At 44.9% G+C, this 17,344-nt stretch carries 14 protein-coding genes; 2 read left to right on the top strand and 12 right to left on the bottom strand.

Annotated features, from left to right (window positions below):
• The first annotated feature begins 69 nt into the window (after window positions 1-69).
• Window positions 70-1,104, top strand: coding sequence for a YtjB family periplasmic protein (locus tag DYH48_RS03750; RefSeq protein WP_115336087.1), 1,035 nt, complete (start codon window positions 70-72; stop codon window positions 1,102-1,104).
• Between the two features lie 136 nt (window positions 1,105-1,240).
• Here the strand turns inward: DYH48_RS03750 and deoD are convergent, their stop codons facing one another.
• The 11 genes from deoD to pnp form a co-directional block, all read right to left on the bottom strand.
• A complete protein-coding gene (gene deoD / locus DYH48_RS03745) occupies window positions 1,241-1,951 on the bottom strand; it encodes a purine-nucleoside phosphorylase (protein ID WP_006086929.1) in 711 nt (236 codons plus the stop codon).
• 91 nt (window positions 1,952-2,042) lie between these two features.
• Complete coding sequence (locus DYH48_RS03740; RefSeq protein ID WP_115334079.1) at window positions 2,043-3,257, bottom strand: phosphopentomutase; 1,215 nt, start codon at window positions 3,255-3,257, stop codon at window positions 2,043-2,045.
• A 9-nt stretch (window positions 3,258-3,266) separates the two neighbouring features.
• Window positions 3,267-4,598 carry a thymidine phosphorylase gene (deoA, locus tag DYH48_RS03735; protein ID WP_012587040.1) on the bottom strand — a complete coding sequence of 444 codons (1,332 nt, stop codon included), beginning with the start codon at window positions 4,596-4,598 and terminating at the stop codon, window positions 3,267-3,269.
• A 184-nt stretch (window positions 4,599-4,782) separates the two neighbouring features.
• Window positions 4,783-5,553, bottom strand: a complete 771-nt coding sequence (gene deoC / locus DYH48_RS03730) for a deoxyribose-phosphate aldolase (protein WP_006086931.1) — start codon at window positions 5,551-5,553, stop codon at window positions 4,783-4,785.
• Between the two features lie 421 nt (window positions 5,554-5,974).
• A complete protein-coding gene (locus DYH48_RS03725) occupies window positions 5,975-6,814 on the bottom strand; it encodes a nucleoside-specific channel-forming Tsx family protein (RefSeq protein ID WP_115334078.1) in 840 nt (279 codons plus the stop codon).
• A 347-nt stretch (window positions 6,815-7,161) separates the two neighbouring features.
• Window positions 7,162-8,421, bottom strand: coding sequence for a NupC/NupG family nucleoside CNT transporter (locus DYH48_RS03720; RefSeq protein ID WP_012587038.1), 1,260 nt, complete (start codon window positions 8,419-8,421; stop codon window positions 7,162-7,164).
• A 176-nt stretch (window positions 8,422-8,597) separates the two neighbouring features.
• Window positions 8,598-9,362: a TatD family hydrolase gene (locus tag DYH48_RS03715; RefSeq protein ID WP_115334077.1), complete on the bottom strand. Its 765-nt coding sequence runs from the start codon at window positions 9,360-9,362 to the stop codon at window positions 8,598-8,600.
• A 10-nt stretch (window positions 9,363-9,372) separates the two neighbouring features.
• Entirely contained in the window at window positions 9,373-9,576 is a 204-nt protein-coding gene (locus tag DYH48_RS03710; RefSeq protein ID WP_006086935.1) for a DUF5363 family protein, read from the bottom strand.
• Between the two features lie 90 nt (window positions 9,577-9,666).
• Window positions 9,667-11,247: a peptide chain release factor 3 gene (gene prfC, locus DYH48_RS03705; protein WP_006086936.1), complete on the bottom strand. Its 1,581-nt coding sequence runs from the start codon at window positions 11,245-11,247 to the stop codon at window positions 9,667-9,669.
• Window positions 11,248-11,346: 99 nt separating this feature from the next.
• Window positions 11,347-12,249, bottom strand: a complete 903-nt coding sequence (gene nlpI / locus DYH48_RS03700; protein WP_115334076.1) for a lipoprotein NlpI — start codon at window positions 12,247-12,249, stop codon at window positions 11,347-11,349.
• Between the two features lie 192 nt (window positions 12,250-12,441).
• Entirely contained in the window at window positions 12,442-14,544 is a 2,103-nt protein-coding gene (gene pnp / locus DYH48_RS03695) for a polyribonucleotide nucleotidyltransferase (protein ID WP_006082711.1), read from the bottom strand.
• Window positions 14,545-14,739: 195 nt separating this feature from the next.
• On the opposite strand from pnp, the gene DYH48_RS03690 reads away from it, so the two are divergent.
• The gene (locus DYH48_RS03690) at window positions 14,740-16,794 is read left to right on the top strand and encodes a putative bifunctional diguanylate cyclase/phosphodiesterase (RefSeq protein ID WP_107948729.1); all 2,055 of its coding nucleotides are present in this window, start codon (window positions 14,740-14,742) and stop codon (window positions 16,792-16,794) included.
• 170 nt (window positions 16,795-16,964) lie between these two features.
• Here the strand turns inward: DYH48_RS03690 and rpsO are convergent, their stop codons facing one another.
• Window positions 16,965-17,234: a 30S ribosomal protein S15 gene (rpsO, locus tag DYH48_RS03685; RefSeq protein ID WP_006082713.1), complete on the bottom strand. Its 270-nt coding sequence runs from the start codon at window positions 17,232-17,234 to the stop codon at window positions 16,965-16,967.
• Between the last annotated feature and the right edge of the window lie 110 nt (window positions 17,235-17,344).

Genomic DNA, 17,344 nt, shown 5'->3' with positions numbered 1-17,344 from the left:
TTCTCCAACTATCGGGCTCACTCAGAATCAATTATGATTAGGCAAGCGCTCTACATTTTAAGGGTCAAAGTGTTATATCTTAAAGGGCTAAAGAAAAGCCATAAAATCAGTAGACTGATCCAAATTGCCGCCGCCTTCGCCTTGATATTCGGCTTAGTACAATTGTGGCAGACAAGCCTACTACAAGGTCAGCTGCTTCTAAAGTCCCAAACTCAAAAGATGGCCAGATTACTGGTACAGCAAACTGCTTATGGTGCAGCGCCCGCGCTACAACTGCAAAATGATGAGCAGTTGCAATGGCTCGCCAGCGCTTTAGTCGAAGATCCTAAGGTGATGTCTGCGGCTATCTTCAGCGACCAAGGCATGCGGTTATCCTTCGCCCAAAGCATCACTAAGGATGTTGTAGATCCTGACTCGGAAGAAATGAATTTGCTACTAAGCAAATATCCTCCCTATGTAGAGCCTGTGATCCAAGAAGGGAAAAATCTAGGTTATGTCGAAGTCAGGCTCGATACCAAGCTGTTTTTCAACGAAATCAAAGAAGCCCACAACTTAAACATGGAACAACAGCAAATCATGCTGCTGGTTGCAGGCTTGATAGGTATGTTGCTTTCGCGCTCTTTGTCTTTCAAACGCGCCGATTTTGACCGCCGCCGCTTTAGGGTTAAGCTGCGTCAAGCGCCAAAAAAACCTAAGAAACGCTCATCAGCAGAAGATCCATCAGAAAGTGTTAATGATGGTTTGGCGCAAGTGCTAACCGAAGATCAAGCTGTGTCGACCACAGATAATCCACAAGAAAAAGCGGCTAAATCCACTAAGACGCCAAAAGCAGTGACAGAGACCCGTGTTGATAAGCTCACTCAGAAAGGCGCGCAAACTAAGGCCGAAAAAACGTCAGAAAAATCATTGGAGTTACAGGATAATACAGCAGTTAAAAACGCGACAAACGATGCGGAACAAGCGGCACCTGTAAAGGTTAAACCTAAGGTTAAAAGTGTCCGTCAGGTAAAACACGCGACTAAAGCAACAGCCGTTACGGCCGAAACCTCGACGCCAAAAACGCCCAGCGAGCCAAGCGATCTCGACACTGATTCAACCGGTTAATCTCTATCTCAATAGATAGGAAGATAGGACAACTCATCTATTGATAGCTAGGTTCTAGATAAGCCATAAATAACAAAGTCGAATAGAAAAGGGTCCGCAATGCGAACCCTTTTTTCAGTAGCACACTCTTATACAGTTAGAGTGTAATCGCCGCTTCTAATGTCATGATGATCATGTCATTGAATGTGGTTTGACGTTCTTCTGCAGAAGTCTTTTCACCAGTGCGGATGTGGTCAGATACAGTCACAACACACAGGGCACGTGCACCAAACTCATGGGCAACACCGTACAGACCAGCCGCTTCCATTTCAACGCCTAACACGCCCATCTTCTCCATCACGTCGAACATTTGTGGATCAGGAGTGTAGAACAGGTCCGCAGAGAAAATGTTACCTACGCGAACTTTAGTGCCACGAACTTTCGCAGATTCGATAACCGCATTCATCAGCTCATAGTTAGCGATAGCAGCAAAATCTTGGCCTTTAAAACGTAAACGGTTAACCGCTGAGTCAGTACATGCACCCATACCGATGATCACGTCACGCACTTTAACGTCAGTGCTGATCGCACCACAAGTACCCACACGGATCAGGTTTTTAACGCCGTAATCACGAATTAACTCAGTAGCATAGATAGAGCATGAAGGAATACCCATGCCAGAACCCATAACTGAAATACGCTTACCTTTATAAGTACCAGTAAAACCTAGCATGTTTCGAACATCAGTCACTTGCTCAACATTTTCTAAGAATGTTTCAGCAATATATTTTGCACGTAATGGATCGCCTGGAAACAGCATTGTCTCAGCGAATGCGCCCTCTACAGCATTAATGTGTGGTGTTGCCATCGAAATAACCCCTGTTTATTTTATTAAGACTTAAGTCTTTGTTTACTGGCGGCAAATGTCAGCCGCCAAATCGAAATAAATGCTAATTTTCCTAAAGGAAAGATTCACCATAGGCCATAGGTTCAAGCTTAAAGTGGCTCGCAATAGATTGGCCGATATCAGCAAAGCTCTTACGACGACCCAGAGAACCTGCTTTCAATCCAGCGCCAAAGGCTAATACTGGCACATATTCACGGGTATGATCCGTGCCTTGCCATGTTGGATCGCAACCGTGATCCGCCGTTAGAATCAGCAGATCGTCTTCACCCAATAATGCGAGCATCTCAGGCAAACGGGCGTCGAAATATTCCAACCCTTTAGCGTAACCAGCCACATCACGGCGATGACCATAGTGAGAGTCAAAATCCACGAAGTTAGTAAACACTATAGTGTTATCACCCGCAGATTTCACTTCGGCTAAGGTCGCATCGAAAAGCGCTTCTAAGCCGTTCGCCTTCACTTTTTTAGTTATACCGCAGTAAGCATAAATGTCGGCAATCTTGCCCACACTCACCACTTCACCGCCCGCTTCATTCAGCTTATCTAATACGGTTTTTGCAGGTGGCGCCAGCGAATAATCTTTACGATTACCAGTACGAGCAAAGTCACTTGGGCCAGTACCATCAAATGGACGGGCAATAACGCGACCTATATTGTAAGGCTCTAACTCTTCACGGGTTATTTCGCAAAGACGATAAAGATTGTCTAAACCGAAGGTTTCTTCATGGCAGGCGATTTGAAACACAGAATCGGCTGAGGTATAGAAAATAGGCATGCCAGAGCGCATATGCTCTTCGCCTAGCTCTTCTAAAATAGTTGTGCCAGAAGCATGACAATTACCTAAAAATCCATCCAGACCCGCACGGGCTAAAATCTTATCCGTCAGTTCTTGAGGGAAAGAATTTTGGTGCTCGCTGAAATAACCCCACTCGAATAGTACGGGCACGCCCGCCATTTCCCAGTGACCGCTCGGGGTATCTTTACCCGAACTTAACTCTTGGGCATGACCATAAGCACCAATCAACTCAACATTGTCACCAAAACCTGGGGCAAAGGCGCCAGTACTTTCCATCGCCGCATGGCCTAAACCTAAGCGCGCTAGGTTAGGTAATTTAAGTGGGCCTTCACGGCCAATATCAGCTTTGCCTTCAGCACATGCTTTAGCAATATGACCAAAGGTATCGGAACCGACATCACCAAAACTTGCTGCATCAGCAGAAGCACCGACTCCAAAGGAGTCCAACATCATAATAATGGTACGTTTCATAATTCTTCCTTAAAGATCCGATGCACGAATATAGGCATAGATCTCAGGTGTTTTTTCTGGAGCGGTTTCACCAATGTGAATCGCTTTTTTCACCGCGAGTTCAGCTTCCGCGAAGGCGGCTTCAGACTGTGCATGGATAACGGCAATCGGCGTCGATGAATCCACTTTATCGCCTAGGGCACACACTTGGGTTAAGCCAACACTATAGTCTAGTGCATCGCCGGGCTTACGACGGCCGCCACCTAAGGTCACAACCGCTAAACCTAACTCACGGGTATCCATGCTGTAGGCATAACCTTGCATATCGGCAAAAACTGGGCGAATAATTTGTGACTGCGGCAGGTATTTACTGTAGTTTTCAACAAAATCAACCGGACCACCAAGACCCGACACCATCTTGCCAAAGAGTTCTGCAGCGCGACCATTGTCGAGTACACGATTCAGTTTAGCGCGAGCATCGGCTTCATTGCTTGCAAGACCGCCAAGGAGCAACATCTCAGCGCAAAGACCCATAGTGACTTCATATAAACGCGGGTTACGGTAAGCACCCGTTAAAAAGTCGATGGCTTCTTTCACTTCAACCGCGTTACCTGCACAAGATGCAAGCACTTGATTCATATCGGTAAGCAAAGCCGTCGTTTTAGTACCCGCGCCATTTGCAACGGCGGCGATACTGCGAGCTAATTCTTCCGATGCCTCATAGGTTGGCATAAAAGCGCCGCTACCGACTTTCACGTCCATCGCCAACGCATCTAAATTACAGGCTAATTTCTTAGACAGGATCGATGCTGTGATGAGGGAAATGGATTCAACGGTGGCGGTATTATCGCGGATAGAATAGAAGCGTTTATCGGCAGGAACGAGATCGCCCGTTTGGCCAATAATCGCCACTCCGACGTCTTTAACCACTTTACGGAACAATTCACTTGAAGGCTCAGTTTGGTAACCCGGAATGGCATCAAACTTATCGAGCGTGCCGCCCGTATGACCTAGGCCGCGTCCAGAAATCATAGGCACATAACCACCACACGCCGCAGCCATAGGGCCGAGCATGAGGCTAATCACATCGCCGACACCACCAGTGCTGTGTTTGTCGATGACAGGACCGTTGAGTCCCAATGATTGCCAATTAAGCACAGTGCCAGAATCACGCATTGCTGTCGTTAAAGCGATTCTTTCATCCATATTCATGTCATTAAAATACACCGCCATGCCTAATGCGGCGATCTGACCTTCAGATACGGAGTTGGTGGTGATACCTTGAACAAAGAACTGTATTTCTTCGGAACTTAGCGCTAAACCATTACGTTTTTTACGAATAATCTCTTGAGCTAGAAACATGATACTGCCTCCAAGATAGGCACTAACAACCCTGTCGCTAGCGCTTATCTTTGCAATGAAACATCAAAACTGTAGCAATATTACAAGTTCATACTATCGAAGTTTTGAGTTTGCCAAATAGATTTAGGTCACACTTAATTAGGCTCGCTATACGCTGATAGTATTAATCAGCGATAGTTTGCGATTAATAGCCTTGAGTTGGCTTAGGCGCATCAGCCAATTCTAGTGTGTGCAGCAAGCTGTTTAATAAGCTTGAAGCACCAAATCTAAAGGTACGCGGTGAAACCCAGTCAGCCCCTAAAATACGCTCAGCAACACCGAGGAACTCAGCCGCTTGGGCAGCATCACGCACACCACCGGCAGGCTTGAAGCCTACTTGGGTATTCTTTTCGCTGATCACAGTTAACATGATCTCAGCCGCTTCGAGTGTGGCGTTTACAGGCACTTTACCCGTAGAAGTTTTGATAAAGTCAGCACCCGCATCGATTGAAAGCTCAGATGCACGGCGGATAAGCGCAGGATCAGCTAACACGCCAGATTCGATGATGACTTTTAACAAGACTTCACCACAGGCTTCTTTACAGGCTTTAACTAATTCAAAACCAATCGTTTCATTGCCTTCCATCAGCGCACGGTATGGGAATACCACGTCAACTTCGTCGGCACCATAGGCAACGGCAGCGCGGGTTTCTAGTACGGCAATGGCGATGTCATCGTTGCCATGGGGGAAATTAGTCACAGTGGCGATTTGGATATCTTCAGCACCGATTTCATCTAGCGTCTTACGTGCAATCGGGATGAAACGTGGGTAAATGCAGATAGCGGCAGTATTGCCCGCAGCCGTTTTCGCTTTGTGGCACAGGTCGATCACTTTTTGATCTGTGTCGTCATCATTCAAAGTCGTTAAGTCCATTAACTCGATGGCGCGTTGTGCTGCTTTTTTTAAATCAGTCATAATAGCTCTCCAAAATAAAAATTAAATGAATAGAAATCAGTCGCATAAAAGCAACGCTTAAGAGGTGGCATTATTTTGATTATTTTTATGGCCGGGCCTTCAGGCGGTGCCGAGTAATTTGCTTATACAAACTACCTTGTTGTAGGTATTCAATCTTGCCTAAGTCATAAAGAGCAATAGGCATCCTGACACTTAAAATAACTTATAAGTGACCACGACTTGAATCCTTGAAGACCGGAAGAGAGGATACGAATAAAATCTTGCTCCTACTTTTCCGCGAAAAATCCATTTTAGCGCGAGAAAAACACAAACCTTTATATAAACCCACTTGTTAGCCTAATAGGCTTAGATAAAGACTCATGGTAAAACAAAGATGGAGCCGCATAATGCGGCCCCAACAAGCAACTAGTATTACAAGAAATTAGAACTTGTAAGTAGCTGACAGGTAGTGTGACCAACCTGTTGATTCTAGAGCTAGTGCACCAGCACCATCTTCTAACAGATAAACGTCTTTGAAGCCTTTCAGGCCATAGCCCAGAGCGTAACGATCTGAGTGCCAGTATAGACCGAAGAAGATGTTACCACCGTTAGAGGTTTTTGGTACGAAAGCAGCTTTGTCTTCATCAGCACCGAATTGATAATCGATGTAACCTTGGAATGACAGGAAGCTCTTGTTGTCGAAGAAGTAGAAAGGCTTGAACCAGTTAGCAGAGAATTGGTAACCGTTCCACTCTTTAGCATTCATGTCATAGAAACCGTACAGGTTCATACCTGTTTTGCCTAACCAAGGCACGTTTACGTCAGCACCAACACCCCAGAAAGTAGAGTTAACGCCTTCACCGTTCAGACCGTCCCAGTTGAACAGAGTAGAGAAGTAAACTTCTTGGATTGGACCGAAAGATAAGTCTTTACCAGTTAATGCATCGATAGAAACACGTGGAGCAAATTTCATGAAGAGTTTGCTTGTGCCAGAACCTGGGTTCTTATCACCGTCTTTAGAGTTCTCGTTTGCTAAGTTGAAAATATCAACATAACCGTATAGATCGAATACGCCAGAACGACCGCCGAATTCCATTTCTAAGTAGTTGTGTTGATCGCCAGACGCTGGATTATCTGGCTTTTCACCAATAGAGTACATAGCGTTGAACTGCATCCACTTGTAGTCAGAACCGTGAAGATCTGTACGATCAGCGGCAAATGCGTTGCCAGAGATTGCAGCTACAGCAGTAGCGGCTAAAGCTAAAGTTTTAACGTTTTTCATCATCAACCCCATTTATCTTGTTTACTACCATCGAGGGTAGCGTTCTTTTTGTGGCGCTCGCATTCTACCTAGATTAAAAAAAATCTCAATAATCTAGCGTAAAATCACAAACACAAAATTCTTAATTGTGAACAAAGTCGCGACTTCTGCATTACGATTAATTAACGTAACCGTGGAACTACGACATTTAAGACAGAATGACAGCTACATCTCAGTTGCATTCTGTGTTTTTCAATTGGAGAAACTATTCACTACAGGAATCACTACTGGAAAATGGTTGAATTAACTCAGGTCCCGCCCTGCATGGTCAGGACCCAGTTAGTGGGGTTTCCCCCGTGCGCAACTACTTAGCCGACATAGAACAAGCCAGCAAGTGTTGCACTCATTAAGTTAGCTAAAGAACCGGCGATAACCGCACGAATACCCATTGTAGCTAAATCATGACGACGATTAGGAGCCATAGCACCTAGACCACCAAGCAGAATCGCAATTGAAGACAAGTTAGCGAAACCACATAGAGCAAACGAAATAATCGCTTTCGTTTTACCTGACATAGCTAAACCAGTTTCTGCTACAACTAAACCGCCATCAGCAATGTCTTTTAAGTAAGGTGCGAAGTTCAAGTAAGCAACAAATTCGTTAATAACGATCTTTTGGCCAATGAAAGAACCAGCGACTAATGCTTCGTTCCAAGGTACACCGATTAGGAAAGCTAAAGGCATGAACACATAGCCAAGAATGAGTTCAAGTGTTAAACCTTCAAGACCAAACCAACCACCCACACCACCAATAATGCCGTTGACCATAGCGATCAAACCAACGAAGGCTAACAACATAGCACCTACGTTCAGCGCTAAGTGCATACCAGATGAAGCACCTGCTGCAGCCGCGTCTAAAACGTTAGCTGGTTTGTCAGGATCTTCTGGCAAATCGCTCATGTCATTCTTAGCAACTTCAGTTTCAGGGTGCATCAGTTTAGCCATTAATAGACCACCTGGTGCTGCCATGAATGATGCGGCAACTAAATACTCGATAGGTACACCCATCTGCGCGTAACCAGCCAATACTGAACCCGCGATTGATGCCAAACCACCCACCATGATCGCAAACAGTTCAGACTGCGTCATAGTTGGAATGAATGGACGAACCACTAATGGGGCTTCAGTTTGACCAACGAAGATGTTAGCTGTTGCTGACATAGATTCAGTACGACTTGTGCCCAATGCTTTTTGTAAACCACCACCGATGATACGGATGACCCACTGCATAATGCCTAAGTAATAAAGAACCGCGATCAAAGAAGAGAAAAACACAATAACGGGTAACACGTTTACTGCGAAGATGAAGCCAAGTTTGAAGTTAGCTAAGTCACCGAACAGGAAACCGATACCGTTTTGTGCGTAACCAATAACGCTAGAAACGGCATCAGACATACCTTTAAGAATGTCTTTACCAACAGGAACGTACAGTACAAAACCACCGAAAGCGGCCTGGATAGCTAAAGCGCCACCCACTGTACGTAAATTAATTGCTTTTTTGTTATTCGATAGGAGGAAACCTATCGCAAGTAGGGTGACCACCCCTACTAAACTCATTAATATATCCATTAACCATCACCCTATTGTTAACACTTTTTAATTATGTTGTTAATCAACCTATTTCCGAGTCAGATTATACCCGAGCCCAAGTCGAAAATCGTCGTTTTGATCATATTTTTGGAGTTTAATTTCAATCGCTTAGTGCGGAATGCTAGTGCGACCTACACCTGTTTATACAAAAACAGCTAAAGGTCAAATAGTTGCGTAGCATTCGACATCAAGTGTTCTGATATTAGAACACTTGATTTTTTTTGCAAAGCGGCAATTTTGTCTATAAAAAGAACAAGGTTAGCGGGTTGGTTACGTTTTTCAGCAACATTTATCGGCGTCATAGCCGGAGAATCAGTCTCAAGTATGAGGTGTTCGAGCGGGAGTTCAGTGACAGTTTTGAGTAATTTTTTGGCATTAGGATTCATAATCAAACCACCAATTCCCAGCTTAAAACCTAACTTGATATATTCCTGTGCAATCTCAACACTGCCAGAAAAAGCATGTATCACACCGCCTCTAGGCAATTGATACTTTTTTAAACAGGCCAAAACCTCGGGATGCGCTTTAACACTATGAATAATCACCGGCAGATTAACGGATTTAGCTAACGTCAATTGCGCCTCAAAAAACGCTAACTGCTGCGGCCAAGTAGCGGAGTAAAGTTTATCTAAGCCACATTCACCAATAGCAACAAAACGAGGACATTCGAGCAACGCGGCAACTTTAGATGTTAATGCTAAGATCCCTGCATCAACATTCTCTGGGCAAAACCAAGGATGGATGCCAAGGGCAAAATAGGTTTGATATTGTGCGGCAACAGCGAGCTGTTTGTGCCAGTGTTTCGGGGACACGCCAGGAATAATCAGATTATTAACCCCAACACTGTGCATACGCTGCACCACAGCATCGCGGTCAATATCAAACTCGACAAAATCTAGATGTGCGTGGGTATCAATCACTGCAAATACCTCACTCTACGGTCGATTTGCCGTTTGAATGCGCTTCGGGCGGCAATACAGTTTCGTCAGCCGTAGTCGCTTTGGCACATTTTACCGCTAATGGCGGATCTTCAAGGCGTGGCATACAACAACGACGATTTTCAGGTGTCAGCCCCATGCGGTCGCACCACTGAATATAAACCTGCCATGTTTTTGTGATCCAATTCGCCATCATTCACATCCAGAACCGTTTTTAGATTTCATTAGATACAAAAATGACGGTGAATTCACCGCCATTTCAACAACTATTCTAAACCCAACCTAATTAATGCTCGCGGGTTTTTGCAAACTCAATATCAGGATACCTTTCCATCGAAAGATTCAGGTTGACCATAGTTGGCGCAATATAGGTTAAGTTGTCACCACCATCGAGTGCTAAGTTTTGGCTACACTTGCGGCGGAACTCTTCAAGCTTACGCTCATCCTTACAATAAACCCAGCGAGCGGTCGAAACACTAATACCTTCGTAAATGGCTTCAACGTTATATTCGCTCTTAAGACGACCAACAACCACTTCAAACTGCAGCACACCCACGGCGCCAACAATTAAATCGTTAGTATCGATTGGGCGGAATACTTGCACAGCGCCTTCTTCTGACAACTGTACTAAGCCTTTTAAGAGCTGCTTTTGCTTAAGCGGATCGCGCAGACGAATACGGCGGAACATTTCAGGGGCGAAGTTAGGCACGCCAGTGAAACGGAATTTTTCACCTTGGGTAAAAGTATCGCCAATACGGATAGTGCCATGGTTATGTAAACCTATGATATCGCCTGGGTAAGCTTCCTCGGCACGCTCACGATCGCCCGCCATAAAGGTTAATGCATCGCTAACGTTAACATCTTTACCAATACGCACATGGTGCATTTTCATGCCTTGCTCGTAACGGCCAGAACACACACGCATAAAGGCGACACGGTCACGGTGTTTTGGATCCATGTTAGCTTGGATCTTGAACACGAAACCGGTGAATTTCTCTTCTTCAGGCATAACTACGCGTGCATCGCTTTCGCGCGGTAATGGCTTAGGTGCCCACTCAACGATACCGTCAAGAATATGATCCACACCAAAGTTACCTAACGCGGTACCGAAGAACACTGGCGTCAGCTCACCTTTCAAGAAAGCCGCATGGTCAAATTCATGCGACGCGCCGCGCACTAATTCCATCTCATCGCGCAAATCAGCAGCGTAACTGCCAATCGCTTTCTCAAGATCAGGGTTATTAATGCCTTTAATTACACGACGCTCTTGAATAGTGTGTCCCATACCGCCTTGATACAAGACCACTTCATCACGCAGTATATGGTAAATACCTTTGAATTCTTTACCGCTGCCAATAGGCCAAGTAATAGGTGCGCAGGCAATATTCAGCACGCTTTCGACTTCATCCATCAGATCGATAGGATCACGGATATCGCGGTCGAGTTTGTTCATAAAAGTCACGATCGGCGTATCGCGCAGACGTGTTACTTCCATCAACTTAATAGTACGCTCTTCAACACCTTTAGCAGAGTCGATGACCATCAGACAGGAGTCAACAGCGGTCAGTGTACGATAGGTATCTTCAGAGAAGTCTTCGTGACCAGGCGTGTCGAGTAGGTTAACGAGGGCGCCACCATAGGGGAACTGCATCACAGACGTAGTAATAGAAATACCACGGTCCTTCTCCATTTCCATCCAGTCAGACTTAGCATGCTGACCCGATTTTTTGCCTTTAACCGTACCCGCTTTTTGCAAAGCGTTTCCGAATAACAGCACTTTTTCGGTAATGGTTGTTTTACCCGCGTCGGGATGCGATATGATCGCGAAGGTGCGACGTTTATCGACCTCTACTTTATTGCCTGACATGTTAACCTATGCACTAGTATCGCTAAAAAGGCGCAAATTATAGCGCCTCAGTTCGAGCTTGGCTAGGCAAAGCCCGAGAAGAGCTCGGGCAGATGGGGGTTATTTTGTGGCTTCGAGCAAACCTTTGACTTTAGCGAGCTCAATCCGCGAATATCTATGTTCAACAAAATCATAAATATTGGTCGCCAGTGCGAGGCGGAAATAATTAGCAGCATCTTGATATTGCTTGTTTTCTATTGCCATTTTCGCCAGGTAAAAATAAGCTTCACATAAACGTTCGGCATATTCTTTTGGATGAGTTAAGCCAACTTTCGCAGCAGCAAACACCTCATCATGTCTTTTTGTACCTAAATAATAATCAACGATAACGGTCGCCCAAGCATCATTATCTAAATTCTTACGATTTTCAGCTAACTGTTTTTTAGCTTCAACGGCATCATCTTTAAAATCAATCAAATACAGCCACAATGCGCGATAACCATCTTTATTATCACCAGCATAAAATGCCTGCATATCTTTAGTGGCTAAATCGTTACGGTCGCCATAGTACAAGGCAATACCGCGATTCAAATAGGCATAATCGTAGTTAGGAGCGAGTTCTAACACACCATCGAATGCTTCATAGGCGCTAGCGTATTCGCCTTCTTGGGTATAATAAATCCCAAGGAAATTATAAGCATCGGCGAGATCGGGTTGCAGCTTCAGCGCTTGCATAAAATCGATGCGCGCGAGCAGTCTTAAGCCCACACTGTCGTATATAACACCGCGATCGTAATGAAATCTGGCTCTCTGCTCATTGGTTAATTCGACCGTAGCCAAAATCTCGTTGAGCTTCGCTAACGTCACTTCCACTTTATAATCAGGCATGACAGGTGCGATAACCAATTTACCTTCAACATCATTATGGTTATCTAAAGGAGACTGGGTGGTAGCGCATCCGGCTAACAACAGACTGGCGCCCGCCAGCACAGCAACGACAGCGGTTCTAATTTTAAGACTCATCCATTTCTACCTTTTTAGATTCCCAACATACGCAGAAGAATCTTCATGATAGCAATCCCACCACAGGACTGCTATTGGGGAATTAAGATTAATACTGACTTTCTTAATGCCAAAAACAAAAAAGGAGATCATTTGATCTCCTTTTGATGCAATCACTTAGAAAGTGTGTGCCTATAATAAGTCAAAGACTCATTATTCAGCAGCGGCAGTTTCTTTAGTTTGTGCTTCTTTGATTGACAGACGTACGCGGCCTTGACGATCCACTTCCATTACTTTAACAGCAACTTCTTGGTTCAGTTCAAGGTGATCAGACACGTTAGCAACACGCTCATCACTGATTTGTGAAATGTGTACTAAGCCGTCTTTGCCCGGCAGAATGTTCACGAAAGCACCAAAATCAACGATACGGATAACTTTACCGTTGTAGATACGACCCACTTCAACTTCTGAAGTGATTTCTTCGATACGACGGATAGCTTCTTTGGTTGCTTCGCCGTTTGAAGAAGCGATCTTCACAGTACCATCATCTTCCAGTTCAATCGTAGTGCCGGTTTCTTCAGTAAGAGCACGGATAACTGCGCCGCCTTTACCGATAACGTCACGGATTTTTTCTGGGTTGATCTTGATAACAGTGATACGTGGAGCGTGATCAGAAATATCATCACGGTGTGAACCAATCGCTTGATCCATCACGTTCAGGATATGTACACGTGCGCCATAGGCTTGTTGCAGTGCGATATCCATGATTTCTTTAGTGATACCTTCGATCTTGATATCCATCTGCAGTGCAGTAATACCATCACGCGTACCCGCAACTTTAAAGTCCATGTCACCTAAATGGTCTTCATCACCTAAGATGTCAGAAAGAACAACGAAATCATCGCCTTCTTTCACTAGACCCATAGCGATACCCGCTACAGAAGTTTTGATAGGCACACCAGCATCCATCAGCGCTAATGAAGTACCACATACTGACGCCATAGAGCTTGAACCGTTAGATTCAGTGATTTCAGATACAACGCGCACGCTGTATGGGAATTCAGCAGCTGAAGGCATAACAGCATTGATACCGCGCCATGCTAACTTACCATGACCGATTTCGCGGCGCTTAGGTGAACCCACCATGCCTGTTTCACCAACAGAGTATGGAGGGAAGTTATAGTGCAGCATGAAACGGTTAGTGCGCTCGCCCATGATGCTGTCAATCTTCTGTGCATCACGTTCAGTACCTAAAGTACAAGTCACTAACGCTTGAGTTTCGCCGCGAGTGAACAATGCGCTACCGTGAGTACGTGGCAATACGCCCGCTAACACGCTTAATGCACGGATCATGTCTGGTTCACGACCATCGATACGTGGCTCACCACGGATGATGCGACCACGAACCACTTTCTTCTCTAAGCTACCCAGCAAGTTGTCTACTTCACGTAAATCAATGCTTGGATTGCTGGCTAACAAGGCTTCTTTTGTTGCTGCTTTAACAACAGAAACTTGAGCATAACGATCTTGTTTAACTTGGATTTTATATGCATCGCCTAAACCAGCTTCAGCAAGCTCTTTGATTTGGGCAACTAAATCGGCATCTTGCGTTGGTGCAGTCCAATCCCAAGTTGGTTTACCAGCTTCTGCTTTAAATTCAGCAATCGCTTTGATAACCACTTGTTGTTGATCGTGACCGTAAACAACAGAACCTAACATCACTTCTTCTGGCAATGCTTGGGCTTCTGATTCCACCATTAATACTGCACCAGCAGTACCAGCAACCACTAAGTTCAGTTGGCTGGTTGCAAGTTGCGCAACACTTGGGTTCAACACGTATTCGCCATCAATGTAACCCACACGTGCAGCACCTAAAGGACCGCTGAATGGAATACCAGAAATAGCCAGTGCCGCAGAAGTACCGATCATAGAGATGATATCTGGCTCGATTTGTGGATCGACAGATACTACAGTAATGATAACTTGAACTTCGTTTTTGAAACCATTAGGGAAAAGAGGGCGAATTGGACGGTCGATCAGACGAGCGATTAATGTCTCATCTTCTGAAGGACGGCCTTCACGCTTAAAGAAACCACCAGGAATTTTACCCGCTGCGTAGGTTTTTTCTTGATAGTTAACAGTCAGAGGGAAAAAGTCACGACCAGCATCTGCTTCTTTTTTACCGACAACAGTGACCAACACAGTCGTGTCACCCATACTCGCTAAAACGGCTGCATCTGCTTGACGCGCTATAACACCTGTTTCCAGGGTGACTGTATGTTGACCATACTCAAAACTCTTTACAATAGGATTCACGTGACCCATTCCTTAATTAATGACCTTGAATTACGCGCGTAAGTATACTGCAAATCGGATCAATAGATAAAGAGCAGATAATGATGACAAATACGTAACTTTTCACTAAAGTGGTTAAATCAACAAAGAGTTGCGGTTTACATTGATACGGAAATTCTCGCAGATGGTGAATAATTATCATAAAGGATGCGCCCGATGACAGGCCGTTTTAAGTCACTGACGTGGAAACAAACTAACCTAGTCGTATTTACTGCCCTATTTTTTGCCATTGCTATTTTTATTGTTGAAATCGCTTTAGTCGTTGTATCAACCAAACAACAACTCACGACTACGCAGCAAGAACTCCTTGATTCAGTTGAACAACCCGCAGCAAATGCCGTCTGGGCATTGGATGACAATTTAGCCCGTCAAACCTTAGAAGGTGCCATTAAGGTTGAACATGTCGGCTCTGCAGTGATCGAACTAGACGATGGTTCCATGTTTGTGTCAGTCAGCAATAATAAAAAGAATAACTCGCAGACATTTATCAGCTTAAGTAACAAATTATTTGATGATCTCAAGGAAATCTCTCGCCCACTCTATCGGCCTTTTTATTTCGAAGGCACCCAACAACAGCAACTCATTGGCACATTAACGGTTTTCTACGATACCCAAGAGCTGACAAACACCCTTTTCTCGCAGTTAAGATTTAGTTTTTTCGCCACACTTGCCCGCGCACTCTTACTCACCTTAGTGCTTTCAGTGGTTTTCCATCGTTTCTTGACTCAACCTATCGCGCGTATCAGTGAGGCAATAGATAAGATTGAACCCGACTCACCGGACGAAAATCTCTTACCTATGTCCAATGCGCATAAGGATGATGAACTCGGATTAGTGACCTCGAAATTCAACCAAATTCTAATCCAATTTAGCCAAACCCAATCCAAACTGCGCAAAATGGCGACCCGAGATCCGCTAACGGGCTTACCGAACCGCACACTATTGCTCGAAACCATCGCAGTCACTATCCAACGTTCGCGTGTACACAAGCGCAGCTTTGCCTTAATGTTTATCGACTTAGATCGATTTAAGAATATTAACGATTCCCTTGGCCACGCATTAGGCGATCAATTCCTCGCCCGTATCGCCCGTATTCTTGAACGCTTCGTTGGCGATAAAGGCACTGTCTCTCGCTTAGGTGGCGATGAGTTTGTGATTTTAGCCGACACAGTACACACCCCTGACCAAGCCGCTGACTTTGTTGATAAGTTACTTATCCAGCTTAATGTCCCTATCCAATTAAATGAACATGCGATTCATCCTGCGGCCTCAATTGGGATATCCATTTATCCCGAAGACGGTCACAGCGCAGAAGATTTGATACGTCATGCCGATATTGCCATGTACAGCGCCAAAGCTGCAGGTTCGAATCAATGGGCCTTCTTTAAACAGCAGATGACAGAGCGCGCCGCTGTGCGTTTACGCACCGAAGCATCCTTGCATGATGCGTTGAAAAACAATGAATTTTTACTGTATTTCCAACCTAAACTCGATCTGCAAACGGGCAAAGTGATTGCCTGTGAAGCTCTGATCCGCTGGCAAAAAGACGGCCGACTCATCAGTCCGGTTTCTTTTATTCCCGTAGCCGAAGAAACAGGGATCATCATTCCAATTGGCCGCTGGGTGATAGAACAAAGCTGCAAAGTCTTAAGGGAGTGGCAGAAGAAATATAACTATGCCATCCCGATTGCGATTAATGTCGCCTCACAGCAATTCGCCGACGCAAGTTTAGTACCCGATATCAAACAGATGGCTCTGCGTTATCAAATTCAGCCTGAGCTACTGGAAATTGAAATCACTGAAACCTCACTAATGAACGACATTGAGCTCGCCATCGCTAAGCTTGAACAACTTAAATCAGCAGGGTTTGGTATTGCCGTCGATGACTTCGGCACCGGATATTCATCACTCTCTTACCTGCGCCATTTGCCCATTACCACCATGAAAATCGACCGCTGTTTCGTGTCCGATTTACCAGGGGATAGCGCAATCGCATCGACCATTTTGATGTTGGGTAAGCAGCTTAATTTGACCATTGTGGCCGAAGGGATTGAAAACGAGCAACAATTGGATTGGTTGAAGGAAAATCAGTGCCAAGTCGGCCAAGGTTTCTATTTTAGCCAACCCCTGCCCCAAGCGGAATTTGAAGCCCTGTATATAGCAACACAGACAGCAACGATAAGCAGTCTTGATGGCTTACGTGGAGCTTAGGTTAATTTAATCAGCGCTAAGGTTTAGGCGGCGTTAAGGCCAGCGTAATAGGCATAACACTATCGACATGCTCAGGCCTAAATCCTTCACAGTTCACGCAATCATCTACTGAATTTTAGGCAATAAAAAAGGAGGCTTAAGCCTCCTTTTTTGCGTTAGTCGACGTGAAATTAACGACGTAGACCCAACTTTTGGATCAGTGCAGTGTAACGTGCTACGTCAGTACGTTTCAGGTAAGCAGTTAACTTACGACGTGAGCTAACCATACGTAACAGACCACGACGTGAGTGATGATCGTGAATGTGCTCTTTGAAGTGAGCTTGCAAATGGTTGATTTGCGCAGTTAACAAAGCAACTTGAACTTCAGTTGAACCAGTGTCGTTTTCACAACGGCCAAAATCAGCCAAAATTTTTGCTTTTACTTCAGTACTTAGTGACATGTATATCTCCAAATAAATAATATGAATCTCTAGCCGATCACTAACTCAGCCAGAGGGCGCGTTATTCTACCCAGAAACCCACCCTAGCGCAATAAAAGGTGGAGACTAAT

It is taken from the genome of Shewanella baltica (assembly GCF_900456975.1).
GTDB classification, from domain to species: domain Bacteria; phylum Pseudomonadota; class Gammaproteobacteria; order Enterobacterales; family Shewanellaceae; genus Shewanella; species Shewanella baltica.
The sequence above is the reverse complement of the archived record's forward strand: the minus strand, read 5'-3'. Positions and strand labels throughout refer to the sequence as shown.